The sequence below is a fragment of the Gallaecimonas xiamenensis 3-C-1 genome, assembly GCF_000299915.1.
In the GTDB taxonomy this organism is placed as follows: Bacteria; Pseudomonadota; Gammaproteobacteria; order Enterobacterales; family Gallaecimonadaceae; genus Gallaecimonas; species Gallaecimonas xiamenensis.
In genome coordinates this window covers 108969-134983 of the sequence record NZ_AMRI01000012.1, presented here as the reverse complement: position 1 = coordinate 134983, position 26015 = coordinate 108969, and the positions used below count along the sequence as shown (strand labels likewise).

At 61.2% G+C, this 26015-nt stretch carries 26 protein-coding genes; 16 read left to right on the top strand and 10 right to left on the bottom strand.

The genetic code is table 11. From position 1 onward, the window contains the following. Window positions 1-1215 (top strand): replicative DNA helicase (dnaB, locus tag B3C1_RS10215; protein ID WP_008484656.1); only part of this gene is annotated, 1215 nt, incomplete at its 5' end. A 5-nt stretch (window positions 1216-1220) separates the two neighbouring features. After that, the gene (alr, locus tag B3C1_RS10210; protein WP_008484655.1) at window positions 1221-2294 is read left to right on the top strand and encodes an alanine racemase; all 1074 of its coding nucleotides are present in this window, start codon (window positions 1221-1223) and stop codon (window positions 2292-2294) included. A gap of 24 nt (window positions 2295-2318) precedes the next feature. Here the strand turns inward: alr and B3C1_RS10205 are convergent, their stop codons facing one another. After that, a complete protein-coding gene (locus tag B3C1_RS10205; protein ID WP_008484654.1) occupies window positions 2319-2939 on the bottom strand; it encodes a response regulator in 621 nt (206 codons plus the stop codon). After that, window positions 2932-4026, bottom strand: a complete 1095-nt coding sequence (locus B3C1_RS10200; protein WP_008484653.1) for a sensor histidine kinase — start codon at window positions 4024-4026, stop codon at window positions 2932-2934. Before B3C1_RS10200 ends, B3C1_RS10205 begins: the two co-directional genes overlap by 8 nt. Window positions 4027-4191: 165 nt before the next feature. Between B3C1_RS10200 and B3C1_RS10195 the strand changes: the two genes are divergently transcribed. From B3C1_RS10195 to B3C1_RS10180, 4 genes are all read left to right on the top strand, one after another. Further along, window positions 4192-4608, top strand: a complete 417-nt coding sequence (locus B3C1_RS10195) for a DUF2141 domain-containing protein (protein ID WP_008484652.1) — start codon at window positions 4192-4194, stop codon at window positions 4606-4608. Window positions 4609-4617: 9 nt separating this feature from the next. Continuing rightward, window positions 4618-6099 (top strand): carotenoid oxygenase family protein, encoded by a 1482-nt coding sequence (locus B3C1_RS10190; protein WP_008484651.1) that lies wholly within the window; start codon window positions 4618-4620, stop codon window positions 6097-6099. Window positions 6100-6181: 82 nt separating this feature from the next. Next, on the top strand, window positions 6182-6892 hold the full coding sequence (locus tag B3C1_RS10185) for a ZIP family metal transporter (RefSeq protein WP_008484649.1): 711 nt from the start codon (window positions 6182-6184) through the stop codon (window positions 6890-6892). Further along, window positions 6889-7728 (top strand): DMT family transporter, encoded by an 840-nt coding sequence (locus tag B3C1_RS10180; protein WP_008484648.1) that lies wholly within the window; start codon window positions 6889-6891, stop codon window positions 7726-7728. The genes B3C1_RS10185 and B3C1_RS10180 overlap by 4 nt, the downstream gene beginning before the upstream one ends. Here the strand turns inward: B3C1_RS10180 and B3C1_RS10175 are convergent. Genes B3C1_RS10175 through B3C1_RS10165 form a run of 3 tightly spaced genes read right to left on the bottom strand, consistent with a single transcriptional unit; the run spans window position 7725 to window position 8703 of the window. Then, a complete protein-coding gene (locus B3C1_RS10175; RefSeq protein WP_008484647.1) occupies window positions 7725-7922 on the bottom strand; it encodes a hypothetical protein in 198 nt (65 codons plus the stop codon). The genes B3C1_RS10180 and B3C1_RS10175 overlap by 4 nt on opposite strands. Then, window positions 7922-8341 (bottom strand): secondary thiamine-phosphate synthase enzyme YjbQ, encoded by a 420-nt coding sequence (locus B3C1_RS10170; RefSeq protein WP_008484645.1) that lies wholly within the window; start codon window positions 8339-8341, stop codon window positions 7922-7924. Before B3C1_RS10170 ends, B3C1_RS10175 begins: the two co-directional genes overlap by 1 nt. Next, entirely contained in the window at window positions 8341-8703 is a 363-nt protein-coding gene (locus B3C1_RS10165) for a winged helix-turn-helix transcriptional regulator (RefSeq protein ID WP_008484644.1), read from the bottom strand. The genes B3C1_RS10170 and B3C1_RS10165 overlap by 1 nt, the downstream gene beginning before the upstream one ends. A gap of 185 nt (window positions 8704-8888) precedes the next feature. Here B3C1_RS10165 and B3C1_RS10160 point away from each other — a divergent pair, with 185 nt between their 5' ends. From B3C1_RS10160 to dctM, 3 genes are read left to right on the top strand one after another with little or no spacing between them, the layout of a single operon-like run. After that, window positions 8889-9884, top strand: coding sequence for a TRAP transporter substrate-binding protein (locus tag B3C1_RS10160; RefSeq protein ID WP_008484643.1), 996 nt, complete (start codon window positions 8889-8891; stop codon window positions 9882-9884). 9 nt (window positions 9885-9893) lie between these two features. Further along, a complete protein-coding gene (locus B3C1_RS10155) occupies window positions 9894-10541 on the top strand; it encodes a TRAP transporter small permease (protein WP_008484642.1) in 648 nt (215 codons plus the stop codon). Then, window positions 10538-11821 (top strand): C4-dicarboxylate TRAP transporter large permease protein DctM, encoded by a 1284-nt coding sequence (dctM, locus tag B3C1_RS10150; protein WP_008484640.1) that lies wholly within the window; start codon window positions 10538-10540, stop codon window positions 11819-11821. The genes B3C1_RS10155 and dctM overlap by 4 nt, the downstream gene beginning before the upstream one ends. Before the next feature lie 42 nt (window positions 11822-11863). On the opposite strand, the gene B3C1_RS10145 is transcribed toward dctM, so the two are convergent. Beyond that, window positions 11864-12625: a fascin domain-containing protein gene (locus B3C1_RS10145; RefSeq protein ID WP_008484639.1), complete on the bottom strand. Its 762-nt coding sequence runs from the start codon at window positions 12623-12625 to the stop codon at window positions 11864-11866. A gap of 253 nt (window positions 12626-12878) precedes the next feature. On the opposite strand from B3C1_RS10145, the gene B3C1_RS10140 reads away from it, so the two are divergent. Both B3C1_RS10140 and B3C1_RS10135 read left to right on the top strand, forming a co-directional pair. Continuing rightward, on the top strand, window positions 12879-13874 hold the full coding sequence (locus B3C1_RS10140; RefSeq protein WP_008484638.1) for an LLM class flavin-dependent oxidoreductase: 996 nt from the start codon (window positions 12879-12881) through the stop codon (window positions 13872-13874). A 1-nt stretch (window position 13875) separates the two neighbouring features. Beyond that, window positions 13876-14229 carry a hypothetical protein gene (locus B3C1_RS10135; RefSeq protein ID WP_008484637.1) on the top strand — a complete coding sequence of 118 codons (354 nt, stop codon included), beginning with the start codon at window positions 13876-13878 and terminating at the stop codon, window positions 14227-14229. Between the two features lie 79 nt (window positions 14230-14308). Here the strand turns inward: B3C1_RS10135 and B3C1_RS10130 are convergent, their stop codons facing one another. After that, entirely contained in the window at window positions 14309-15262 is a 954-nt protein-coding gene (locus B3C1_RS10130) for a sensor domain-containing diguanylate cyclase (RefSeq protein ID WP_008484636.1), read from the bottom strand. Window positions 15263-15655: 393 nt separating this feature from the next. Between B3C1_RS10130 and B3C1_RS10125 the strand changes: the two genes are divergently transcribed. From B3C1_RS10125 to B3C1_RS10115, 3 genes are read left to right on the top strand one after another with little or no spacing between them, the layout of a single operon-like run. Beyond that, window positions 15656-17332 (top strand): Hsp70 family protein, encoded by a 1677-nt coding sequence (locus B3C1_RS10125; protein ID WP_008484635.1) that lies wholly within the window; start codon window positions 15656-15658, stop codon window positions 17330-17332. A 35-nt stretch (window positions 17333-17367) separates the two neighbouring features. Further along, entirely contained in the window at window positions 17368-19260 is a 1893-nt protein-coding gene (locus B3C1_RS10120; protein ID WP_008484634.1) for a J domain-containing protein, read from the top strand. After that, entirely contained in the window at window positions 19257-19901 is a 645-nt protein-coding gene (locus B3C1_RS10115; RefSeq protein WP_008484632.1) for a DUF1266 domain-containing protein, read from the top strand. Before B3C1_RS10120 ends, B3C1_RS10115 begins: the two co-directional genes overlap by 4 nt. Before the next feature lie 60 nt (window positions 19902-19961). Here the strand turns inward: B3C1_RS10115 and B3C1_RS10110 are convergent, their stop codons facing one another. From B3C1_RS10110 to B3C1_RS10100, 3 genes are all read right to left on the bottom strand, one after another. Continuing rightward, window positions 19962-20399: a DP-EP family protein gene (locus B3C1_RS10110; RefSeq protein WP_008484631.1), complete on the bottom strand. Its 438-nt coding sequence runs from the start codon at window positions 20397-20399 to the stop codon at window positions 19962-19964. Further along, complete coding sequence (locus B3C1_RS10105) at window positions 20396-23674, bottom strand: nSTAND1 domain-containing NTPase (RefSeq protein ID WP_008484630.1); 3279 nt, start codon at window positions 23672-23674, stop codon at window positions 20396-20398. The genes B3C1_RS10110 and B3C1_RS10105 overlap by 4 nt, the downstream gene beginning before the upstream one ends. A gap of 110 nt (window positions 23675-23784) precedes the next feature. Continuing rightward, a complete protein-coding gene (locus B3C1_RS10100) occupies window positions 23785-24828 on the bottom strand; it encodes an MBL fold metallo-hydrolase (protein WP_008484629.1) in 1044 nt (347 codons plus the stop codon). A gap of 102 nt (window positions 24829-24930) precedes the next feature. On the opposite strand from B3C1_RS10100, the gene B3C1_RS10095 reads away from it, so the two are divergent. Together B3C1_RS10095 and B3C1_RS10090 are read left to right on the top strand one after the other, a co-directional pair. Further along, window positions 24931-25536, top strand: a complete 606-nt coding sequence (locus B3C1_RS10095) for a TetR/AcrR family transcriptional regulator (protein ID WP_008484628.1) — start codon at window positions 24931-24933, stop codon at window positions 25534-25536. Between the two features lie 215 nt (window positions 25537-25751). Beyond that, window positions 25752-26009, top strand: a complete 258-nt coding sequence (locus B3C1_RS10090) for a YjhX family toxin (protein WP_008484627.1) — start codon at window positions 25752-25754, stop codon at window positions 26007-26009. Window positions 26010-26015: the final 6 nt, after the last annotated feature.

Genomic DNA, 26015 nt, shown 5'->3' with positions numbered 1-26015 from the left:
TTCAAGGCCATGACGCAGCTGATGGCGAAAAACAAGCCGCTGGATCTGATCACCGTCTCCGAGCAGATGGAGAGTGACAAGTGCCTGGAAGAGGCCGGCGGCTTTGCCTACCTGGGGGAGATTGCCCGCAACACCCCCAGCGCCGCCAACATCCATGCCTACGCCGAGATTGTCCGTGAACGGGCGGTGGTGCGTGAGATGATCGGGGTGGCCAATGAGATTGCCGAGTCCGGCTTTGACCCCCAGGGCCGCCGCTCCGAAGAGCTGTTGGATATGGCCGAGAGCAAGGTCTTTAAAATAGCCGAGAGCCGCACCAACGCCAACGAAGGCCCCCAGAACCTCAAGCGCATCCTGGAAAAGACCGTCGACCGTATCGAAAAGCTGTTCGGCCAGCCCCATGACGGCGTCACCGGCGTGTCCACCGGCTTCCAGGACCTGGACAAGATGACCGCCGGCCTGCAGGGCTCGGACCTCATCATAGTGGCGGCCCGTCCCTCCATGGGTAAGACCACCTTCGCCATGAACCTGGCCGAATACGCGGCCATGACCCAGGACAAACCGGTGCTGATCTACAGCCTGGAGATGCCCTCGGAACAGATCATGATGCGTATGCTGGCCTCCCTGGGCCGCATCGACCAAACCAAGATCCGGACCGGCCAGCTGGACGACGAGGATTGGGCGCGGCTCAGTTCTACCATGGGCCTGCTCATGGAAAAGGGCAAAATGTACATCGACGATTCGTCCGGCCTGACCCCTACCGAAGTGCGCTCCCGCGCCCGGCGTATCGCCCGGGAACACGGCGGCATTTCCATGATCATGGTGGACTACCTGCAGCTGATGACGGTGCCCGGCATGCAGGACAACCGGACCCTGGAGATCGCCGAGATCTCCCGCTCTCTCAAGGCCTTGGCCAAGGAGCTGGAATGCCCTGTAATCGCCCTGTCCCAGCTTAACCGCTCCTTGGAGCAGCGGGCCGACAAGCGCCCGGTCAACTCGGACCTTCGCGAATCGGGCTCTATCGAGCAGGACGCCGACCTTATCATGTTCATCTACCGGGACGAGGTCTACCACCCGGAAACCACCGACAAGGGCACGGCGGAGATCATCATAGGTAAACAGCGGAACGGCCCCATAGGCCGGGTGCGCCTTACCTTCCAAGGCCACTTCTCCCGTTTCGACAACTACGCCGGCCCGGCCTTCGAGGACGATTACTAAGCTGTATGAAAGTCGCCACTGCGGTTATCGACACCAAGGCGCTGCGCCACAATTTCGGCGTGGTGCGCCGCCATGCTCCCCAGGCCAAGGTCATTGCCGTGCTCAAGGCCAACGGCTACGGCCATAACCAGGTGACGGTGGCCAAGGCCCTGGGGGACGCCGACGCCTTTGCCGTGGCTCGCCTCAACGAGGCCCTGGCGCTGCGCGCCGCCGGCATTACCCAGCCGCTGGTGATGCTCGAAGGCTGCTTTAACGCCTCCGACCTGCCGGTAATGGCCAGCGAAGGGGTGCAGGCGGTGTTCCACACCCCCCAGCAGCTGGACATGCTAAAGGCAGTGGCCATGCCAAGGCCCCTTAAGGCCTGGATCAAGGTGGATACCGGCATGCACCGTATCGGCCTGGCCCCGGCCGAGGTCCCGGCCTACCTGGAGGCCCTCAAGGCCACCGGCAAGGTGGAAGCGCAAGTGGGCCTTATCAGCCACTTTGCCTGCGCCGACGAAGCCGGCCACCCCCTGAACCAGGCCCAGATAGACAACTTCCTGCCCCTGGCCCGTCATTGGCCCGGCCCCTGCTCCATGTCCGCCTCGGCCGCTATTCTCAGCCTGCCGGCGGCCCATTTCGACTGGGTGCGCCCCGGCATCATGCTCTACGGGGCCTGCCCCATGGACGGCCGGGAGGCCCGCGATTTTGACCTCAAACCGGTGATGCGCCTGGTCTCCAGCCTGATTGCTGTCAAACCCCTCAAGGCCGGTGAAACCGTCGGTTACGGCGCCACCTGGGCCGCCCAGCAGGACACGGTGATCGGCGTTGTGGCCATGGGCTACGGCGACGGCTACCCTCGCCATGCCAAGACCGGCACTCCTGTCTTTGTGAACGGGCGCCGGGTGCCCCTGGTGGGCCGGGTGTCCATGGACATGATCACCGTCGACCTTGGCCCGGCGGCGGCCGAGCAGGTAGGGGACGAAGTGGAACTCTGGGGCCCCAGGGTGCCGGTGGAAGAGGTGGCCCAGCACGCCGGTACCATCAGTTACGAGCTCTTGTGCAATATCGCCCAGCGGGTGAAGTACGAGTTCGTCTGACCTGGCCCGCGCAAGCGGGCCTTTTCATATCAGGCCCCAGTGCAGGGCTCTAAGTACCGCCTGGGTGCGGTCACGGCAATGGAGCTTGCCAAGGATGGTGGACAGGTGGTTTTTCACCGTGCCTTCGGCCAGGAATACCAGTTCGGCGATTTCCTTGTTAGACAGCCCCCCCGCCACCAGCCGCAGCACCTGTTTTTCCTTGTCGCTAAGGGGCTCGGGCCTGGGCCCCTCGGCCAGCTGGGGGTTAACCTGGCTGACCAGGGCCGGCTCCGCCACCAAGCCGCCGGCGGCCACCTTTTCGATGGCCTCCACCAGCCGGGCCAACTCCACGTCCTTTAGCAAAAAGCCGTTGGCCCCGGCGCCAAGGGCGGCCAGGAACAGGTCGTTGTCGTCAAAGGTGGTGAGCATCAGCACCGGCAGGGCCTGGTTGGCAGCCCTCAGGGCCTTGACCAGGGCGATGCCGTCCAGCACCGGCATGCGGATGTCGCTCACCAGCATGTCCACCGGCGTCTCGGCCAGTAGCGCCAAGGCCTGCTGGCCGTTTTGCGCCTGCCAGCGCACCTCGGCCTTGCCGGACAGGCCAATCAGGGCGGCGATGCCGCTACGTACCAGGGCCTGATCGTCCACCAATCCCACGCTAATCATGTTGTGCTCCCAGCCAAAGGGTAAGCCGGGCACCGCCCCCCGGCAGAGGGTCCAGGCGGGCGCTGCCGCCAAAGGGGGCCAGCCGTTCCCCCATGCCCGCCAGGCCGCTGCCTGGCGAGGCTGCCGCCTTGGGGCCGCTGCCGTTGTCGGTCAGGGCCAGGGCCGCGCCGTCCCGGGCCAAGGACAGCTGGGTGGCCTTACCGTGGCGAAGGGCGTTGCTGACCCCTTCGGTCAGGCAGTAGAGCACCTGCTCGGCCAGGGCCAGGCTGGGCAGTTGCAGCTGCGGCGGCAGGGCCAGGGTAACCCCGGGCAGCTTATCGGCCAGGGCCTGAAGGGGGGGCACCAGATCGGTGTCGGTGTCCTTGCGCATCTGCTGGACTATGGCGCGCACCTGGGTCAGGGCGTCGCTGACCTGGGCCTTGAGCTGGGCCAGCTGTGGCTGCTGGTCCGGGGCCGCCTGGTGCCTGGCCACTTCCAATTGCAGGCTAAGGGCGGTGAGGCTGTGGCCTATGCTGTCGTGCAGGTCGCGGGCGATACGGCTCCTCTCTTGGAAACGGGCACTCTGGGCCAGCAGGGAGCGGGTGGCGGCCAGCTGGCGGTTGCTGACCTGCAATAGCTGGTTGGCTTCGGCCAGCTGCTGCTTGGCCTTGGCGCTCCCCAGGGCAAAGAGCTCAAAACCGCAGTAGATAAGGGCGGTGAGCAGGTCCGGGGCCTGGCCGGTCAGGGCCAAAAAGGCCAGCAGGTTGACCAGGGCCAGGGCAACATAACTTTGGGCGCCAGGCCAGGCGCCGGGCAGCTGGGCGGCCCAGATCACCAACAGGATTGGGGTCAGGCTGTGGGGCAGGGTGGCAATGGCCGCCAGGGCGGCGGCGGCTTGCAATACAAGCACTAGGCGCCAGGCCGGGCGGCGCAAATCGCTTTGGCCGGGGCGGGCGGCCACCGGCAGGAACAGGGCCAGGAAAATCCCGTGGGACCAGAGCTGCCACAGGGCGATGCCCTGGTGGCGCATTTGCAGATAGGCCAGGTAGCTGACCAGGGCCCAGGTGATCACCCCGCTGGCCAGCAACAGTGCCTCTTCCCTTTTCATCAGGGTGCTTTCCTTGGCTGAACAATGCCGGTGCAGCATAGCAGCGGCCGGGGCCGCCTTGCCAAGGCAAAAGGGGCCCAGGGGGGCAGATCGTGACTTTTGGCACCTGTGGTCCAGCTGGCCTTTGCCTAGGCTAGGGCTTGTTCATTTGCCAAGGAGGTCACCATGAAACTGCTCAGTCCTGCTTTTTTAACCCTGCTGCTGGGGCTTAACACCGGCGCCCAGGCCCAAACGCTGCAAGTCACCGTCGACAATATCCAGGCCCAGCAGGGGGCGCTGATGCTGGTGCTGTTCAAGGGCCAGGCCGATTTTGACGCCAGCCGGGCGCCGGTGGTGTCCCTTATCCATCAGGTTACCGGGGAGCAGGTGCAGTTTGCCCTAGGGTCCTTGCCGGCGGGCCGCTATGGCATCAAGGTCTACCAGGACATCAACGGTAACGGCGTCCATGACCGCAACCCGGTGGGGATCCCCATCGAACCCTATGGCTTTAGTAACAACGGCGGCCGCTTCGGCCCGGCCAGTTTTGCCGAGGCGGGCTTCGACCCGGCCGAAACGGCGGCGCTGACCATCCACCTGCGCTAGGAGGGGGTCATGGAAAGGCGCGCTTTTCTGCAATCCCTGGCGGTGCTGGCCCTGGCCAGCGGTTGCCCCCTGGCTTTGGCGGCAGAATCAGCTACGGCGGCCTTTGCCCGGCGCCTGCGCCAGGCCCCCTGGCTGCTGGGCTTTATGGGCCTGGCCGAGGACCAGCAGCCCCTGGCCATGAAGGTGCAAGGACGCTTTCCCGCCGAGCTTAGGGGCACCCTCTATCGCAACGGCCCGGCCTTGATGGCCAGGGGCAATGAGCGTAATGAGCACTGGTTTGACGGCGACGGCATGGTCCAGGCCTTTCGCCTGGACGGCGCCAAGGCCAGCCACCAGGGCCGCTTTGTGCGCACCCCCAAATTTCTCAAGGAGCAAAAGGCTGGGCGCTTTTTGCTACCTGCCACCGGCACCTACCGCCAGGCCGAGGTGCCTATGGGCACCAATGACGACATCAATACCGCCAACATCAACGTCATCCCCTTTGCTGGCAAACTGCTGGCCCTGTGGGAAGGGGGCTCGGCCACCGAGCTGGACCCGGACAGCCTGGCCACCCTGGGCCAGCGCACCTGGGCGCCGGGGCTGGAACATATGCCTTTTTCTGCCCACCCGATCCGCGACAAGGACGGCAGCCTGTTTAACTTCGGCGCCGCCCCCTTTGCCGGTGAGCCCGCCGTGATGCTCTACCACCTGGCCCCGGACGGCCGCCTTCGCAACAGCAAGCTGCTGGCCTTGCCCTTTGGCGGCTATATGCACGACTTTGCCGCCAGCGACCGCTACCTGGTGCTGCTCAATAGCTCCTGCGTTTACCAAGGGGGCCGCACCTATGTGGAGGGCTTTGCTTGGCAGGGCCAGCGCCCCAGCCAGCTGCTGCTGGTGGACAAGCACAGCCTGGAACTGGTGCGCACCCTGGAGGTACCGGCCAGCTTTGCCTTTCATTTCGCCGGTGCCGAAGAAAGAGGTGGTGAGCTGTGGGTGACCCTGTGCCGCTACCGGGATGCCAGCATGATGCTCAGCGGCATGAAGGAGCTGCTGGCCACCGGCCAAAGCCAGGCCAGCCAAGCCACCCTGGCCCAATTTCGGGTCAACCTGGCCAGTGGCAAGGTGGATTTATGGGACAGCGGCCTGGACATGGAGTTTCCCGGCCGAGACTGGCGCCAGGCCCAGCACCAGGGCTGGGTGTTCGGGGCCGGTAGCTCCGGGCAGGCACAGTCCCTGCTCAGCGACGCCCTGGTGGCCTACGATCCGCTGCGCCAGCAGGTGCACCGCCATGTCTATGGCCCGGGGATAGTGGTGGAAGAGCCGCGCTTTATTGCCAAGGCCGGCGCCAAGGCGGGCCAGGGCTACCTGCTGCACAGTTTCTTGGATTACCGGCGCCGCCAGAGCGGCCTGGCGGTATTGGACCTGGCCAACCTGGCCGGTGGCCCCATCGCCATGGCCCACATGGACAGGGTGCTGCCCCTGGGCTTTCACGGCAGCTTTGTGGCGGCCTGAGCCGGGCGCTGTGAGGCGCGGGGCTTTTGTGGTATTGCTGAGTCAACTGACTGACCCATAACAAGAATCGGGACTGGATCTGATGACCGATGCCCTGCTGCTGGCGACCCTGGCCGGCCTGCCCATCCTGATTGGCGGCTGGCTGGCCACCTTTGAGCGTTTCTTGCCCCGCTGGCTGGACGAAGAGCTGCGCCACAGCGTGGTGGCCTTCGGCGGCGGCGTCTTGATCTCGGCGGTGACCCTGGTGCTGGTGCCCCAGGGCATGGCGGCCCTGGGCTTTGGCTGGGGCAGCGCCTGTTTTGCCCTGGGCGGCCTGGCCTTTATGGGGCTGGACGCCTGGCTGGCGCGCCGGGGTGGGTCCATGGCCCAACTGGTGGCGATGCTGATGGACTTTGTGCCAGAGGCCATGGCCCTGGGGGCCATGCTAACCGAGAACACCGAGGTGGGGCTGTTACTGGCCTTGCTGATCGCCCTGCAAAACCTGCCGGAAGGCTTCAATGCCTTTCGTGAACTGCGCCAGCTGGGCACCTTGCGTAGCCGCCGTATCCTGGCCCTCTTTGCCCTCTTCGTGCTGCTGGGGCCCCTGTCTGCCTGGCTTGGCCATACTTTCCTGTCCGGGGCGGGCGGTATCTTGGGAGGCATCATGCTCTTTGCCGGTGGCGGCATTCTCTACCTGACCTTTGGCGACATAGCCCCGCAGGCCAAGCTACGTAACCACTGGGGTCCGCCCCTGGGGGCCGTGGCCGGCTACTGGCTGGGGCTTTGGGGCCATCAGCTGCTGGGGGGAGCATGAGCCGGGTGGCCCTGGGAGCCTGGGGCTGGACGGCCCTGGCCATGCTGGCCTTCGCCGGCAATTCCCTACTGTGCCGCCAGGCCCTCAAGGGCGGCGCCCTGGACGCGGCCAGTTTTACCACGGTGCGGCTAGTGTCCGGCGCCCTAATGCTGGCGCTGCTGCTGGGTCTGAAGGGCAAGGCCCCTCGCGGCAGTGGTGACTGGCCTTCGGCCCTGGCGCTCTTTGTCTACGCCGCCGGTTTTTCCTTTGCCTATGTGCAGCTCAATACCGCCACCGGCGCCCTGCTGCTGTTTGGGGCGGTGCAGCTGACCATGCTCGGCTGTGCCCTGTGGCGGGGAGAGCGGCTGGCCTGGTGGCAATGGCTGGGCCTGGGGCTGGCGGTGTTTGGCCTGGGCGCCTTGCTGTTGCCCGGTGCCCAGCGCCCGCCCTGGCAAGGGGCCTTGCTGATGCTACTGGCCGGGGCTGGCTGGGGGGCTTATTCCCTGCTGGGTAAAGGCAAGGGCGATCCTCTGGCCGCCACCGGCGGTAATTTTCGCCGGGCCGCCTTGCTTGGCCTGGCCCTGAGCCTGCTGGCCTTGCCCTGGCTGCGCTGGGACTGGGGGGCCAGCGTTTATGCTGTGCTGTCCGGGGCCTTGGCCTCGGGCCTGGGTTATGCGGTTTGGTATAGGGCTAGGGAACAGCTCAGCACCGCCACTGCTGCCACAGTGCAGCTGACGGTGCCGGTGATAGCGGCCCTGGGGGCCGTGGTACTGCTGGACGAGCCCTTGAGTTTGAGCCTGGTACTGTGCGGCGCCTTGGTGCTTGGGGGCGTGGCCCTGGTCAGCCGCAGCCGTTAATCGAATTCCAGGGCGATATCGGTGCAACCCTTGGCGCAGCGTATGCCGGGTTGGGCGCTGCCTGGGGGGTGCAGTACCAATGGCTTGCCGCATTGGGGGCAGGCCATGGGGCGCCCTGACATCACCTTTTTAATCAATGCCTTCTGGTCGTTGAACGACTTGGCGGTCTTCTTGTTCAGGCCGGAAAAATCCATCACTCCCCCTGTAAGGTCAAAATCAGGTGGCGGCTGCCGCCCTGGTCGCGGTGTTCCCCCAGCCAGATCCCCTGCCAGGTGCCCAGCAGCAGCCGGCCATTACCAACCGGTATGCTGAGGCTGGCCCCCAGCAGGGACGCCTTGATATGGGCCGGCATGTCGTCGTCCCCTTCGTAGTGGTGCTGGTAATAGGGGGCGCCCTGGGGCACCGCCCTATTGAAATGCCGCTCCATGTCGCCGCGCACCGTCGGGTCGGCATTTTCGTTGAGGGTCAGGCTGGCGGAGCTGTGCTGGATAAAGACATGCAGTAAGCCGGTGTTGACGCCGCCAAGGGCGGGCAGGGCGGCCAGCACCTCGTCGGTGATCAGGTGAAAGCCCCTGGGCCTTGGGGCCAGGGTCAGGCGGCTTTGCTGCCACATCAGCTTTTACCCCTTCTGAGCTTGAGGCTGCCCAAGAGCCCTTCGTGGCGCCGGCCCCAGTCGTAGAGCATCTCTATGGGTTCGATAAAGAGCCGGCCGGTGCCGGTGAGGCTGTATTCCACCTTGGGGGGCACTTCCGGGTAGACGGTGCGGTCGATGAGGCCGTCGGCTTCCAGTTCGCGCAGGGTCTGGGTCAGCATTTTCTTGCTGATCCCCGGCAGGCAGCGTTGCAGCTCGCCGGTGCGCAGGGTGCCGCACTTAAGGGCATAGAGCACCATGGAGGTCCATTTGGTACTGAACAATTCCAGTACCCGCCTGGGGGTACAGGTCTCGATAAAAACAAAAGGTTGTTCTTTGGGCATCAGCAGCCGCCAGCCGGGGATTTGCCAATATTGAAACCTTAAACCCTGATCCAGCGCAAATGGCTAACCTAAGGTCGAATATTCGGGGTCTGGCAAAGCTGCTACCATCTTGTTAACTAAGTAACCCTGCGGTTGCCTTAGAGATAACAACAATGGCCCCAGGCCATCCCTATTGAGGAACCCCTATGTTCAAGTTCACTGCCAAAGCACTGCTCTGTGCCTTGTCCATCGGTTTTGCCGGCCTGGCGCAAGCGGCCGACCCCATCGTCATCAAGTTCTCCCACGTGGTGGCCGACAGCACCCCCAAAGGCCAGGGTGCCTTGATGTTCAAAAAGCTGGTGGAAGAGCGCCTTAAGGGCAAGGTGGAAGTTCAGGTATACCCCAACTCCTCCCTCTACGGTGACGGCAAGGAGATGGAAGCCCTGCTGCTGGGGGACGTGCAGATGATAGCCCCGTCCCTGGCCAAGTTCGGCCAGTACACCAAGAAGCTGCAGATCTTTGACCTGCCCTTCCTGTTCAACGATATCCAGGCGGTGGACCGCTTCCAGCACAGCGATGCCGGCAAGGGCCTGCTCAAGTCCATGGAAAACAACAACATCACCGGCCTTGGCTACTGGCACAACGGCATGAAGCAGCTGTCCGCCAACAAGGCTCTGCACGAACCCCGTGACGCCCGTGGCCTGAAATTCAGGGTGCAGGCCTCCGACGTGCTGGACGAGCAGTTCAAGGCGATCAGGGCCAACCCCCGCAAAATGAGCTTTGCCGAGGTCTACCAGGGCCTGCAGACCGGCGTGGTCAACGGCGCCGAGAACCCCTGGTCCAATATCTATTCCCAGAAATTCAACGAAGTGCAGAAGTTCATCACCGAGTCCAACCATGGCGTGCTGGACTACATGCTGATCACCAACACCAAGTTCTGGAACGGCCTGCCGGCGGATGTGCGCAGCGAGCTGGACAAGATCCTCGACGAAGTCACCGACAAGGTGAACGCCGAAGCCGAAGCCCTGAACCAAAAGGCCAAGCAGTCGGTGGTCGACTCCGGTACCTCTGAAGTCATCGCACTCAAGCCCGAAGAACGTGCCAAGTGGGTCAAAGCCATGAAGCCGGTGTGGAAGAAGTTCGAGGGGGAGATCGGCAGCGATCTGATCGATGCCGCCCTTGCCGCCAACGATGCCAAATAAGGTGCCTTAATGGCTGCAGTGTACCGATACTGGTCCAAGCTGGAGGAAGGCGCCATCGCCTTCCTTTTGGCATTCATGACCCTGGTGACCTTCGTCTATGTGGTCCTTAACAACCTCTATACCCCCTTTTACGATCTCTCTGACTGGCTGGCCGACAAGGAATGGACAGCCAGCAGCGATTTCTTCCTGAACGTGGGGGACTTCTTTATCGGCCTGGCCCAGGAAATGACCTGGTCCACGGCCCTGACCAAGGCCCTGTTTGCCTGGCTGCTGTTTCTAGGCATGGCCTATGGGGTGCGTACCGCCGGCCATATCGGCGTCGACGTGGTGGTCAAACTCTGCTCCAAACCGGTGCAAAAGGTGCTGGCCATCATCGCCTGCCTGGCCTGCCTGCTCTATGCCGCCATGATGTGCTACGCCAGCTTCGACTGGGTCCACACCCTGTTCAATGCCAACCTCTACGCCGAGGATCTGGAAAAAATTCACATCAAGCTCTGGTACATAGGGGCCGTGGTGCCGGTGGGCTTTGCCCTGGTCTGGCTGCGTTTTGCCGAGATTTTCGTACGCATTATCCGTGGCTTGCAAAGCGGCTTGGGCTTGGCCGACGAGGCCGGTGACGCCCTCAAGCACATGGTGGACGGGGAGGAGCACAAATGACCATTCTGTTCCTGTTCTTCATGCTGTTCCTGCTGATGCTGATCGGTGTGCCCATCGCCATTTCCCTTGGCCTTTCCGGCGCCCTGACCATCCTCTTTTTCAGCCAGGACTCCATCCGCTCTTTGGTGATCAAGCTCTTTGAGACCTCCGAGCATTACACCCTGCTGGCCATTCCCTTCTTCCTGCTTTCTGGTGCCTTTATGACCAGCGGCGGCGTGGCCAAGCGCCTTATCGACTTTGCCAACGCCAGCGTCGGCCATATCCGGGGTGGCCTGGCCATAGCGGCGGTACTGGCCTGCATGCTGTTTGCGGCCCTGTCCGGTTCGTCCCCCGCTACGGTGGCGGCGGTAGGTTCCATCGCCATTGCCGGCATGGTGCGTTCGGGTTATCCCAAGGAGTTTGGCGCCGGCATCGTCTGTAACGCCGGTACCCTGGGCATTTTGATACCGCCGTCCATCGTCATGGTGGTGTACGCGGCGGCCACCGAAACCTCGGTGGGCAAGCTGTTTATGGCCGGTGTGGTGCCGGGGGCCCTGCTGGGGCTGGCGCTGATGGTGGCCATCTACATAGTGGCCCGTAAGAAGAACCTGCCGGCCATGCCAAGGGCCAGTTTCCGCCAGTGGCTGTCCAGTGGCCGCAAGGCCATCTGGGGTCTGTTGCTGATGGTGATCATCCTCGGCGGCATCTACACCGGTATGTTCACCCCCACCGAAGCGGCGGCGGTAGCGGCGGTGTACGCCGGCTTTGTGGCGCTCTTTGTCTACAAGGACATGAAGGTCAGCGAAAGCCCCCGGGTGCTGCTGGACGCCGGCAAGCTCACCATCATGCTGATGTTCATCATCGCCAACGCCATGGTGTTTGCCTTCGTGCTCACCACAGAGCAGATCCCCCAGACCATAGCCCAGTGGGTGACCGGCCTGGGGCTGTCTCCCTGGATGTTCCTGCTGATCGTCAACATCGTGCTGCTGCTTGCCGGTAACTTCATGGAACCGTCGGCCATCATCCTGATTTTGGCGCCCATCCTCTTCCCCATCGCCATGGAGCTGGGCATAGACCCTATCCATCTGGGGGTGGTGATGGTGGTGAACATGGAGATAGGCCTTATCACCCCGCCGGTGGGGCTCAACCTCTTCGTGACCTCGGCGGTCACCGGCATGCCCCTGGGCCAGACCATCCGGGCTGCCTTGCCCTGGCTGCTGCTGCTGTTGGGCTTCTTGATGATAGTGACCTACATCCCGGCCGTGTCCCTATGGCTGCCCAATGCTTTGGGCATGCCCTGAAAAAAAAGCCGCCCCCAGGGGCGGCTTTTTCATGCCGGTGTTTTAGCCTACCTTGAGGCTGTCCCAGGTCATGGTGATGGCCTGGGAAGCCTGGCCGATAAACTGCACCGTCTGGTTGTCGGCATCGACGGTGATCTTCCACAGGTAACGGGCGCCGTCCTGGTCCCAGCGCTGCACCAGCTGATTGCTGGCGTCGTAAGCCAGGATCGCCATGCCTACCCTGTTATCGGTATAGGAATAGGCCCAGTAGGTCAGCTCGTTCCACACCAGCACGTCACAGCGGTCGGCCGGGTCAAGGCTGTTGGGGTTTTGCAGGTAAGTGGCCTTGAGGCCGGTGGGAATGGGCGGGTGGCTGGTCACGTCCACCTGCTTGACCTGGGGTTGGTTGCCGTAGTTGGCCGGCATCAGGTCGAATATCGCCTCTGGGCTGAAGGGCAACAACTGCACGGCGCCGCCCCCTGCGCCGTTAAAGGCACTCATGCCACTGCTGATGGTCACAAAGAGCCCGGTGGGGGCCTGTACCGCCACCTTGCTGGTGTCGTTGGGGTCGCACAGGATCAGGTTGAAGTCGGTGGCCTCAACCTTTGAGTGGGTGATGGTCACTATGCCCTGCAACACGCACAGGTAGCTGCCGGGAAACTGCACCGATTGCAGGAAAAAGCCCGGCTTGGTGCCAAGGGGGATGATCTGCCAGCGCTCCCAGGGGCCTGCCGTGTATTGGCAGTTGACGATGTTGCCGTCGGTACGCAGGTAGGTGTTGACGAAGCGGGTGGACTCGAGGTTAAAGCTGTTTTCTGTTGCCATGATTCCGTCCTCTGGTGTCATTGGAAACTAGGCGCCGGGGCTGTCGGTGGCGCCTGCTGCGCCTTTAAGGGTAGGTGGCGGTCAATGGCATTGCCTTCTCTTAAACTTCCGGCGCAAGGGTCTGTATTTATGGGGTTAATCCCGCCAGGCTCAGGTGCTCATGGTTACCTTCAGGTGACTATTTCCCAGGGGAGTGCCTACTGGCCAGCTGGCGCCCACAGGCATAGACTGGCCCCAATCAACAGGAGGCCCTATGTCGTTGCTCGCTGATATTCCCTTTTCCCTGCTGGAGCTGGCGCCGGTACGCCAGGGCAGCACCGTTGCCGCCACCCTGGCCCACAGCCTCGACTACGCCCGCCAGGCCGAACGCCTGGGCTTTAACCGCTTCTGGTTGGCCGAACACCACAATATGGAAGGGATAGCCAGCGCCGCCACGGCCGTGCTTATCGGCCATATTGCCGGTGGCACCGAACGGATCCGGGTCGGCTCCGGCGGCATCATGCTGCCCAACCATGCCCCCCTGGTGGTGGCCGAGCAATTTGGCACCCTGGACGCCCTCTACCCTGGCCGTATCGACCTGGGTCTTGGCCGGGCGCCGGGGTCCGACCCTGTCACCAGCCGGGCCCTGAACCGTGACCCAAGCCGTGCCGAGCAGTTCCCCGAGGAAGTGGCCGAGCTGCAACAGTTGCTGGGGGCGCCTCAGCCGGGCCGGGCGGTGCGGGCCTTGCCGGGGGAAGGTAGCCAGGTGCCCATCTGGCTGTTGGGTTCCAGCCTCTTTAGTGCCCAGCTGGCGGCCCAGCGCGGCCTGCCTTATGCCTTTGCCGGCCACTTTGCACCCCGTTTCGTTTACGACGCCATTCGCCTCTATCGCAGCCAGTTCCGGCCCTCGGCGGTGCTGGACAAACCCTATGTGATGTTGGGCCTGCCCCTGGTGGCTGCCGCCAACGACGACGAAGCCGCCTTCCTGGCCACCAGCTCGTTGCAGCGGGTGTTGGCATTGATGCGTGGCCAGCCGCTGTGGCTCAAGCCGCCGGTCCAGAACATGGACGGCCTTTGGAGCGAGCCGGAAAAGGCCTCGGTGCAGGCTTTTCTGGGATTGGCGGTGCAAGGGGGCCTTGCTACCATCAAGGCCCGTCTTGAGGCCATAGTGCAGGAGCTGGAAGTGGACGAACTGATGTTCACCAACGACCTGTTCGACCAGCCAAAGCGCCTGGAGGCCCTGTCCATACTGATGTCCACCAAGGAGTAGGATGCGCGATTGGTTCAGTGACAACAAAGCCCTGTTGGTATTGATAGGGCTGCCGCTGCTTTGTGGCCCCCTTTGGCCCATGCCTGCTAGCCTTGGCTGGCAGTGGCTGCTGGCGGCCCTGGCCGGGGGGCTGATGAACGCCCTGGGGATGATGCTGCTGTTTGCCTGGCCCCTGGGGGCCGGCATTCGTAACCTGGGCAAAATCGGCCTGGCCTGGGCGCTCCTGTGGGTAGCGGGGGCCTATGGCCTGGTGGCGGTGCTTACCGGCCCCTGGCTGTGGCTAGGCTGGCTGGTGCCGCTGACGGTGCTGGGTTTGGCCTTTGCCAGTGCCTGGTTGCTGATGCGCTGGAAATAGAAGCAAAAAAAGGCCCACCAAGGTGGGCCTGAAGGTACTGCACTCACTGATGCAGGTACGTCCCCTCTAGTGACGTTTGTTAACCAGCCGCATTGACCCTGTTGCGCCCGCCGGCCTTGGCCCGGTAAAGGGCGGTGTCGGCGGCGAACAGCAGGGCTCCGGCGGTGCGGAACTGGCCGTTGATCTCGGTGGCTATCCCTTGGCTGACGCTGACCTTGGCCCCCAACTCGGGGAAGGCCAACTGGTTGATGCTTTCCCTGATGACGCTGGCCACTTGCCAGGCCATGTCGCCATTGCAGCCTGGCAATACCAGGGTGAATTCTTCCCCGCCGTAACGTGCCGCCAGGCATTGGGGGTGGGGCAGGGCAAGGCCAATGGCGGCGGCGATCCGCTGCAGGCACTTATCCCCTTCCAGGTGGCCGTATTGGTCGTTGAACAGCTTGAAGTAGTCCACGTCTATCACCACCACGCTGATGGGGTGGCGCTTCTGGGTCTGCTTGTCCCACTGCTGTTCCAGTTGCTCGATAAAGACCCGGCGATTGGCAAGGCCGGTGAGACTGTCTTTGGATGCCAGTTGCTGCAACTTGTCCAGCTCTGCCTTGCTGGCGGACAGGTCCTGCAGCGTCACCACAAAGCTGGGAGACTTGGCCGGCAGGTAGGACAGGGACAGGCTGACCGGCAGGCTGCGCCCCTTGCCCAGTTGCAGGGTCATCTCGGTGGGAGCCAGGGTCAGCTGTTTGTCTTGGCAGCGGCGCATCAACTGTTTGATCTGGGCCTGCCAGCGCGGCGCCAGCCACTGGTGCCAAAACCTGCCTTGCAGCAGGTGGGCCGGTCCCAGCAGGGTCACCGCCGGGCCATTGGCAAAGATCACCCGTCCGTCCTGGTCCAGTTGCACCATGGCTTCCTGCATCTGCCCCAGCATAAGGCGCAGCAGATCGTCCTCGTTGGCAGCCGAAAGGAAATGAAAGAGGTTCCACTCATCCCTGGCGGTGCTGTTGGCCGTTGCCCCCGTCTGGGGCATTAGAAAGGACATGGCTCTCTCCCTGTAGCGATGTAGCTGGCAAGTGCGACGTTGGTAATAGTAAAAACCTGGGGCTTATATCGCCTTCTGCTAACCTTCCTTTTTAACTGATTGATTTGTAATGTTTTTTCTGGAATCTTCCCCTTTCCTTCCGGCGTAAATGGCCTTGCCAAAGGCCCTGGCGTTCGCTTTTTTCTTGTGGCGGCAGGGATTTAGGTTAGGTCGTTGGCCTGTCGCTTTAGCCTGGGGGACGGCTGTGCCCGGCCCTTTGGCTTGAGTTGTGGCGTCCACCTAGGGCGGCCAGTGGTTTGGCATTGGCCGGTCATGCCGTCATAATGTGGCCGCGTCAGCTGTAGGGCGCCGGGTTCCCAAAAGGAGCCTTGAGTGAGTCAGGGAAGAACAAGTGTGAACACAGAACGTCTTATCGTCGGTATCGATTTGGGTACCACCAATAGCCTGGTCAGCGTATTTGGCAACCAAGGCGCCGAACTTATCCGCAATCGCCACGGCGACTACCTGACACCCTCTGTGGTGTCGCTCCTGGAAGACAACACCCTGGTGGTGGGCAAGGTCGCCAAGAACCGGCAAATCCTCTATCCCGAGCTGAGCCTGGCCGAATTCAAGCGCTACATGGGTAGCGACAAGACCTTCAGCCTCAACGGCACTGCTTTTACCCCGGTGGAACTGTCGGCGCTGGTGCTGGGTTCCTTGAAGGCGGACGCCGAAGCTCACCTGGGCCAGCCGGTGGCCGAGGCCATCATCACGGTGCCGGCCTACTTCAACAACCGCCAGCGGGAAGCCACCCGCCAGGCCGCCGAACTGGCCGGCCTCAAGGTAGAAAGGCTGATCAACGAACCCAGCGCCGCCGCCCTGGCCTACGGCCTTAACGAGGCCCAGAACCTGGACAGCACCTATATAGTGCTGGACATGGGGGGCGGCACCCTGGACATCTCCCTTATCGAGGTGTTCGACGGTGTCTTTGAGATCCACGCCTGCGCCGGTGACAACTACCTGGGGGGCCTGGACTTTACCCAGGCGCTGCTGGACGACATCAAGGCCCACCCCGACTTTGCCGACCTGGACCAGAGCCTGGCTACCCTGGAACGGCTCACCCATTTTGCCGAGACCATCAAGCAGGCCCTGTCGGAGCAGGACTTTGTCAGCCAGAGCATCGACATTGCCGGCCGGGAACGAACCTACACCCTCAACAGCAAAGGCTTTGAAGCCCTGGTCACTCCCTTGTTGCAGCGGGTGAAAAAGCCCCTGTTGCAGGTGGTGCGAGACGCCGACATCGACGCCGACGATATCGACGGGGTGATCCTGGTGGGGGGCGCCACCCGCATGAAGGTACTGCACCGCCAGGTGGCGCGGCTCTTTGGCAACATTCCCCTGTCCAGCTACCAGCCGGACCAGGCCATTGCCATGGGCGCCGCCATCCAGGGCGCCCTCAAGGCCCGCAAGCAGGAAGTCAAAGACGTGGTGGTCACCGACGTCTGCCCCTACACCCTGGGGGTCAAATGCCGTAACGGCAATGGCGACCTGGTGTTTTCCCCCATCATCGAGCGCAACACCACCATACCGGTCAGCCGCACCCGCAGCTTCAGTGCCGCCTACCCTGGCCAGGAAGACGTGGTTATCGAGGTCTACCAGGGGGAGAGCATCCGCCCCCAAGACAACGTCTACATCGGCCAATACAGCCTGGCCCTGCCCAAGCACGACCAGCTCGAAGGGCTGCTGGTGACTTTCACCTACAACATCGACGGCGTGCTGGAGGTGGTCACCACCATCGAGTCCACCGGCATGCAGGCCAAGGCCTACTTCGAAAAGGATGGCCTGCTGGCCGACCAGGCCTCTATCGAAGCCAGCTTCGCCAAGTTGGCCGGCCTTAAAATCCTGCCTAGGGACAAGGAAGCGAACATTCACTTCTTGAGTGAGCTAGAGCGGCTCTTTGCCGAGTCCCTGGGGGACTTTCGCAGCCAGGTGGCCCAGTCCATCGACGCCTTCTCGGCCGCCCTTGGCAGCCACGACGAACAACAGATAGACCAGAGCCGGGCGGCTATCCGCCAGGCCCTTGGCCTCTAACCCGTTTATTTCATGACCCACGGAAAGGACGCCCCATGACCTGTTGGGAAATTCTGGGCATTGCGCCTACCCCCCTGAAAAAAGAGATCAAAAGGGCCTATTTTGCCCTCTTGAAAAAGACCAACCCCGAAGACGACCCGGCCGGCTTCCAGGTGATCAACCAGGCCTACCAGGACTGCCTGGCCGAGGCCAAACACGCCCAGCTTGGCGCCGCCGGTGACGCCCCGGCCGAAGAGCCCCTGGAAACCCAGCTGGACAACGCCCAGCAGCAACAGCGGCGCCAGTTGGAAGTGAGCGATATCGACTCCCTGGATGCCCTGGAACAGGTGATGCTGGCCCTGACCTTCGACCCGGCCGCCCGCTGGGAGCTGGGTTTTTGGCAAGATCTCATCAAGGCGCCGGTCTTTAACAACCTCAAGGCCAGGGACGCCCAGCTCAAGGCCCTGGAAGTACTGGCCAAGTTCCGGCAGATCCCCGCCGAGGTCTACCAGCTGTTCGATCAGGAATGCTTTGTTGCCGACAGTGAATTGGAGATCCAAAACCACCTGGGCGAAGAGCTGTTCTCCAGCCTGGAGACAGTGCGCTACCTGAGCCGGGTGGGGCTGAGTGAAAGCTACCTCAAGGACAGCGGCCTGGAAGGCCAGCAGCTCTACAACTACCTGTCCGGGCGTAACGCCATGGTGCTGCACAGCTTTACCGAGGCTATCGACCTTGACTGGCTCAACGACACCGCCCAGCAGCTGGGCCAGCTTTATGACCAGGACATGGAGCTGACCCTGCTGGTGTCGCGCATCAACCATTTCTCCGGCAACACCGAGGCTGCTCTCGCCGGCTTTGAAGCCGTGGTGGCCGCGCCGGAACGGGTCAGCCAGGCAGGCTGGCTGGAAGCGGTCAAAGTAGTGCTCGACGCCTACCTGGAGCAGCGGCGCTATTCGGCCATGCCGCCTTTGCTGGGGCCGGCCCTGGAGCAAAGCGGCAAGGACCCGGACCTCCTTAAACTCTATGCTCAGTACTACGCCGGCAAGGGCTATTACAGCCAGGCTCTGTCCTTTATCGATCAGGTGCTGGACCTTACCGCCGCCGACTACCAGGCCCGTATCTTCAAGTACAACTACAGCCATGCCCACTTCCAGCAACTGGAGCAGAGCAACAGCCAGTTCGAAGACCAGCTGGAACTGCTTTACGAGCTGCAGCAATACCAGCGCCTGATTGACCTTGCCGAGCAGCGGCAACTGACCGGCAACACCTATTACGCCCTGGCCCTTAACAAGCTGGAGCGCGCCGCTGACTGTGCAGCGGCCGTCCAGGCCATTGCCGAGGGCCACACCCAGGCCGGTGAAAACCAGGTAGAGCTCATCAAGGCCCTGGTGCTGAGCGAGGCCATCTGGGATGTGGATCCGAGGGTGGTCCACAAGCACTTCGCGCCTTATTTCCAGCCCTTGGCCGACATCTGCCCCGGCGATTTCGAGTTGTGCCTGGTGGCCTGCGTACTGCATCGCTACTTGCATTACCACGACGAGGTGATCACCCCAAGAGCCAAGGACCAATACCTGCAAACGGCCCTGGCCTGCGGCAAAGAGGGCCTGGAACTGAACCCTCACCACACCCTGCTCAACTTCAATATGGGCCTGGCAGCCTTCTACGTAGAGGATTACCCCTTGGTGATCAGCTGCTATGGCCGCTACCTGGACACCAACTATTACGCCTACTGGCCTACCCACCGCATGGCCTTGGCTTACCATGCCCTTTTCCAACTGGACGAGGCCAAGGAAACCTTTGAGCGGGCTTTCTCCATCGCCCACAACGATAGCCAGCGTGAAGAAAACCTGGCCAAGTTGCAGGCCATCGCCCTGCAGCAGGGGAACATGAAAGAACTCAATGCCCTGGCCAAGCGCCTGGCGGCTTTGAAGCAAGGAGCACAAGCATGACCGACCTCAACCTGGCCCGCCAATGGCTGATGTTGCTGGCCGAACCCATGGCCATCGGCAACAATGCCCCCACCATGGAAATGCCCCTGGGGGCCTGGGACGACCAAAAGAGTGTGGAAGGCTGGCGCCACGCCCTTAACCGGGACTGGGAGATCAACAGCCGCGACTCCCTGTATGAAACCCTCGACTGGCTGCGGGACAGGGGTCACCATGAAAGGTACATGGCGGTCTACCACAACCTGATGCACTTCTCGGAAGACGGCTTTCGCCAGCTCTACCCCGACGCCGCCGACCAGATAAGGGAAACCCTGGTCATGCGTAACCGCAACGCCTTGAAGTCGGTGGGTGTCAAAGCCTGGGATCTGGTACGGCTGGTGATGATAGTGCGCCAGGGTTGCTACACCGGCCTTATCAGCGAACAGGAAGGCTGGGACTACCTGTTTGAACTGGGCCCCCGCATTCAGGCCGAATTTACCGGCTGGCAGCAATATGCCCTGAGCTACGTCGTCGGCCGCCACCTGTGGCGCGACGCCCCGGTCAGCGAGTCCAACTGCAACAACCTGTTCAAGCCCCTGTTCCCGGTGCTGGCCAACCCCGACTCGGGTTGGAATACGGTGCGCTGGCACACGCCTTTGGTCTAGAACTGAGATACTAAATAAGATTAAAAAAAGCACTGGCTGCGCCAGTGCTCTTCTATCGTTTCATGCCGGTGTAGGCATGGTCGGGTCCCCTTGATTTATCACTTGAGGATCGGCGCTAAGCAGCAGGAGATTCTTAGCTTTGCACCCTGATGGAGCATTAGTGAAGCTAAATCCAAATTGGAATCCAACACTGTAATCCTCTGACGTGGAAGAATTTACATCGTAGGGGTTGGTCAATTTAATTTTTTGACCATCAGGAGATATTTTCGCTTCGGTAATGACATTGTTAAAGGGGTTGGAAAATGCCACGCCATCGAATTTAAATCCATAGTCGCGTTGAGTTCCATTTTCCTTAATGCAGTACTCAAGATAGCACGGACCGTCGACAGTTACTTGTTCACAGCTCTCTTTGTTATCTTCATAGAGGAACTTAAAACCGGTGACCTCATTTCCGGTAATGTGAACGTTAATGTGTTTTGTTGGCCAGCTGTTCGTCATTTGCTTTTTCTCCTTGGCATGGTGTAAAGCTCAGGTGGTATACCTATATTCTTTAATTTGGAAATTAGCTTGCTGTTTTCAAATAGCTTATTTTTGCAGTCTAAAGCTCTTGCATAAGAGGCGATCAGACTGGGCTCGTTATTATCCTTTGCGACTGGTTTGAGCAAATTAAAAGCCTTTTGACAATAATCAGCACGTAATGAGCGGCTACCAATTTGGTCGATTTTTGCGGCTTTTATAAGGTAACTAACGCCTAGTCCTTGAACTACTTCAAGCTTACCCGGCTCCTTTTTTAATAAAGATTCATACCTATCGATGGAATTCTCTGCATACATATTTTCAGGTGCTTCCGTTGAAGGCATCATCTCTTGTCTAATAGCCATAACTTTATCAAGTAGCGCTATTATTTCTTCTGCGCGTATAGAGCTTAACGTTCTAGCTTGATCTGAAACTAACTTAGTGAGCGCTTCCGGCTTTTCGTTCTCTCTTTCACATACAGTATATGAGCAGATCTGAAATTGGTTTATTTTAATGGATATTTTATTTGATACCCACGACTTATTATTTCCATCGAGCTCCAAGGCAAAGTTAGTTGCGTCCAATGCTTGATTGATTACATCATTTGCTTTTTTAAATGAACCTTTCCAGAAAAGTAGGTTCGCATGGCGTTGAAGAATTGCTGCCAAACGCTCTAGCATATAACCATTTTTCGAAAATGATTCTGGTTTAAATTCATTGCTATTTTTATTGTAAAGTCTTAATGCTTCGTCAGTATTACCTTCAGCACTGGCAGCACTGGCTAGCCAAGAGCGGGTATCAATGACATCCGCCATTCGTTGAATATCTTCCGGATCCTGCTCTAACGCCTGCTCCTTTAATTTCAAAGAACGCTCAAAATGGTTGCGGGCGCCGGCAAAGTCCTGCAACTTCATCTGCACTGACCCCAGGCTGTTCAGTGCGTAGGACAGCTCCATCTGGGCGGTGCCATCTTCCGGGGCCAGGTCATACATGGCCTGGCTGTAGTTAAGATATTGGCCAAACCAGTCGGCGGCCCCTGGCCAGTCGGCTTGGTCAAAGCGCATCTGTCCCAGCCAAAAGGCGTTGGCGCCCAGGGATTTTAAAAGCTCCAGGTTATCGGGCTGCTGTTCTAATAGCGGCAACAATTCTTTTTGGGCGGCCAGCAACGCGCTTTTGGCTTCGTCCCCTTTGCCCCTGGAATAAGCCACTTCCCCCATGGCCTCCAGGGTTTGGCCGTGCTGGAAACGGCCGTCAAAGCCCAGGCTGTCGTCCTGCATGGCTGCCGACGAGGTAAAGTAGGCCAGGGCTTGGCTACTGACCCCGTCTAAGAGATCCATCCGGCCTATGCCTCTGAGCTTGTCGGCAAAGTCCCCCACCATAAAGCCCAGTAGGTTTTCGGCGGCCAGGCGCTGGGCGGTGGCCCGTTTTTCGGCCTGGTTGCTTTTAAAACCAAAGCCGGCGGCGGCCAGGGTGAGGGCGCAGAGCAGGGCCAGGGTGCCGTTCCTGAGGCTTTGGCGCCGTTTGGCACGGCCCTTGGAGGCACCTAGATAGGTGCTGGCGTCGTCGTCCAGGGTAAATAGCGGGTTGGCCGCCAGGGCCTTGGCTTCTTGCAAAGGTTTACCCTGGGCCAGCAGGTAGGCCGGGCTTTTGCCTTCCCCCAGCCAACGCTGGGCCTGGTAGTGGAGCCGGGCTTTTAAGGCCAGGCTGTCCTTATGCTCGCCAATCCAGTTGACGGCCCGGGGCCAGCGGCGCAGCAGCGCCTCGTGGGCCACCGAGAAACAGGCCTCGCCGTGTTGCAGGTGCGACACAAACAGGCGTTTATCCACCATGGCCTGCACCAGGGCTTTTTCGTCTTCATTGCTTAAATCGGCCCAGCGGGCACTGCGGCTGGTAACGGACTCTTCGTTTTCCCGCAATGTCACCAGCATTGACAGCACCCGGGGCAGGGCTTGTTGCTGGGCCGGGCTGAGCTGGGCCATGGCCTCTTCGGCGGCCTTGCCGATAGCCCCTTCAATGCCCCCCAATTCTTGGTAGACCTCGACCAGCAGTTGCCCCTCTGGGCTTCGGCGCAGATACAGCTGTTCGAGCATGTATTGCAGCATGGGCAGGGCGTCGGGGTTGCTGGCGGCGTCACTGCACAAGAGTTCGTCCAGGGGCTGGGCGCTGTCGGGGTCGGTTTGCCAGTTAAGGCCGGCGGCCTGGGCCGGCAGGCGGATCATCTGCAACAGTTCAGCCCGGCTGGGGGGGGCCAGGTCAAAGTGGGCGCCGTTGCCCTTACCGGCCCTAAGGCTGTCAAAGGCCATCAGCTGGGGGTAGAAGTCGTTACGGCACGCCCCCAGCACCAGCACGGCGCCGCTTAGGGCCAGGGTTTCCAAGAGGGCAATAAACTGGTGGCGCTCGTCATGGCTAAAAAGCGGTGACGACAGGGCCACTTCCAGCCGGTCGATAAAGAGGCCAAAGCGGGGTAGGGCGTAGCCGTCCTTGGGCAGCTTGGCCTTAAGCAGAGCTAGCACCGCATCGGGGTCTTGTTGCAGGCGTTCTGCCAGGCTGTCGGCGCTGTCGTTGTCAAAGAGGGGGGCGTCGCCGAGCTCCCAGTCCAGCAGGGCGCAGGCGAGATCCAGCAGCAGGCGGCCCTGGCCAACGTCGGCCAGGTCCAAGGTGGTGTGGCTGAGCAGGCCTATGCCGTTATAGCCCTGGGGGGTACTGAGGTTGGGGATGATACCGGCGTTAATGAGCGACGATTTACCGCTGCCGCTGGGGCCCAGTACCAGGCAAAAGCCCCGGCCAAATCGCAGCTGCTGGTGCAGCCGTTCCAGCAATACCCGGATCTGCTGGCCCCGGCCAAAAAACACCTGGGCATAGTCGCTGCTGTAGGCCTGCAAGCCTGGGAAAGGCGAGCCTCCTTGCCAGTCGGCCTGGGTAACCTGTTTTTCACTGCCGCTGGGAAAGCGCACTTCGGCCAAGGCCCGGTAGCCGCGCTTACGGATGGTTTCGATGTAATGAGGTTGGCCGGCCTTGTCGCCCAAGGCGGCGCGCAGTTGGGTAATGGCTTTATGAAGGGGGTTGTCGCCGGTATCGGCGGCGGGCCAGCAGCGTTTTAACAGGTCTTCACTGCTGACCACTTCACCAGGCAGGCCGCACAGGTGCAGCAGCACGTCCATGGCCTTGGGTTCCACCTGCTTGACCTTATGGCCCTGGCGCAGGCTGTTGGCTTTGGGGTCAACCTGCCAGTCCCCGAAGAAAAAGCTGTCGCGCATCCTTGTGAGACACCTGTGTCACCATTCGCACACAGCCTACACCAGTTAACAATGCAATCCATCAGTTTTTACATTAGAAGCTACTGTTTTGCTTGGTTTTTTGCGCTAGATCAGGAAAAGGCCCCCACTTCGGCCATGGCCTCGGTCGCCAGGGGCCGCCACCAGGCTTGGCCGGGGTGGGGTTGGCGCAGGTCAAGGCGTTCACCCATGGCGGGGGTGCACAGCGGCACCTGGCGGTCTGTGGCCAGGGCCAGGATCTGCTCGAATGGGTCAAACCAGCTGTGCATGGCCAGGTCAAAGGTGCCGTTATGGATAGGCAGCAGCCACTGGCCTTGCAGGTCCAGGTGGGCTTGCAGGCTTTCTATAGGTTGCATATGCACCCCGGGCCAGTTTTGGTCATAGGCGCCGGTTTCCATCAGGGTCAGGTCAAAGGGCCCGAAGCGTTCGCCAATGGCTTTAAAGCCGTCGAAGTAACCGGAGTCGCCACTGAAGAAAATACGTTGCTCGGCGGCCATGATCACCCAGGAACACCAGAGCCTTCTGTTGCCGTCGGTCAGGCCCCGCCCGGAAAAGTGCTGGGTGGGGGTGGCCACAAAGCGAATGCCTTCCAGGTTGTGTTCCTGCCACCAGGCCAACTGGTGGATCTTGTCGGCGGGCAGGCCCCATTCCACCAGCAAGTCACCGACCCCTGTGGGGGTAAGGAAGTAGTCGGTCTTGCCAGCCAGGGCAATGACCGTCGCCTTGTCCAGGTGATCGTAATGATCGTGGGACAGGATCACCGCCTTGATGGGGGGCAGTTCCGCCAGGCTGATGGGGGGCTGGTGAAAGCGTTTGGGTCCCGCCCATTGCACCGGTGAAGCCCGCTCGGCAAAGACCGGGTCGGTCAGGTAAAAGTGGCCACCCAGTTTCATCAACACTGTGGAATGGCCCAGCCGCCAAAGGCTGTGGTCAGGGGCGCTGTCCAGGTGGGCGCCGGTCAATGCCTGTACTTCAAAGGGGGCGGCGGGCTGGGTGTGGGCAGGCTTGTTAAAGAAGAAATCCCAGAAGATCTTCACAGTCTTGCCAAAACCGGCCTTGGGCAGGGGCTGGCTGTTGCGGTATTGCTGGCCCTGGCGCGCCGGTTGGGCGGCGGTAGAAGATGAACTACGGCTCATTAGCGACTCCACAGTAAAATTACACTGCACAGTGTAGTTTTGTGTGTTGGGAAAGTAAACTACCTAGTGTAATCTTTGCCCAAAGCCTGCCCCGGAGCCCCCATGAGCAAGACCCGCCTGACCGATCTTAAACGTGACGCCATTATCCAGGCCGCCATTGGCGAGTTTCGTGAGCGGGGTTACGAGGCCACCAGCATGGACAAGGTGGCGGCCAGGGCCGAGGTGTCCAAGCGTACCGTCTACAACCATTTTGCCAGCAAGGAAGGGCTCTTTGCCGAGTGCCTGGACACTCTCTGGCAAAGCTGTGACCCAGGCCTGGACCAGGGCTACAAGGCCGACAGCCCCTTGCGGGACCAGTTGGCGGCCCTGCTGGCGGCCAAGGTAACCATGCTGCGTGACCCGTCCTTTTTGGACCTGGCCAAGGTGGCGGTGGCCGAAGCCATTCATTCCCCTGAGCGGGCCCAGGTGATAGTGCAGCGCATCGGCAAGCGGGAGCAGGGTTTGAACCACTGGCTGGCAGCGGCCCTGGCCGACGGCCGCCTCAAACCCCTGGACCCGGACATGGCTGCCCAGCAGCTGCACGGCCTGTTAAAGACCTTCGCCTTCTGGCCCCAGTTGACCATGGGCGCGCCTTTGCTGAGCGACGGCGAGGCCAAAGCGGTGATTGAGAGCGCCCTGGATATGTTCCTGGCCTGCTACCAGGCCTAAATCCTTGCCCCATTAGAACCGGTGTTTTACCATGCGGCCAATCACCCCAGGGTGACCCTTCTTTTTGTTCGAGGCCTGTATGTTGGAGATAGCAGTGATCTGATAACCCCTTGCCGCCGCGTTGCCGGCCGGTTGGTGGTTATCGATGCGCATTGAAACTCGGCGAGCACCTTTGCTTGCTGCCTTTGCACATGTGATTACTGTGAGAATTCAACGTGAACATTTCCAAGCCGGAACAGCGGACGCTGCACGTCCTTGCCAAAGGCGGCCGTATTCTTTTTCAGCGCGACACCTCAGGGCGGGTTACTGCCGTCGAATGCTACAGCCGTGAAGGGCTGTTGCTGCTCGACTGTACCTTGGCGGTTTTTCGCAAACTCAAGAACAAACGCCTGATCCAATCGCGAAGCGGCCAACCCTACAGGATTAACAAGGCCGGCCTATTGGCTGTCAGGCCCCAGTTGGACAACCGCTAAGCTCCC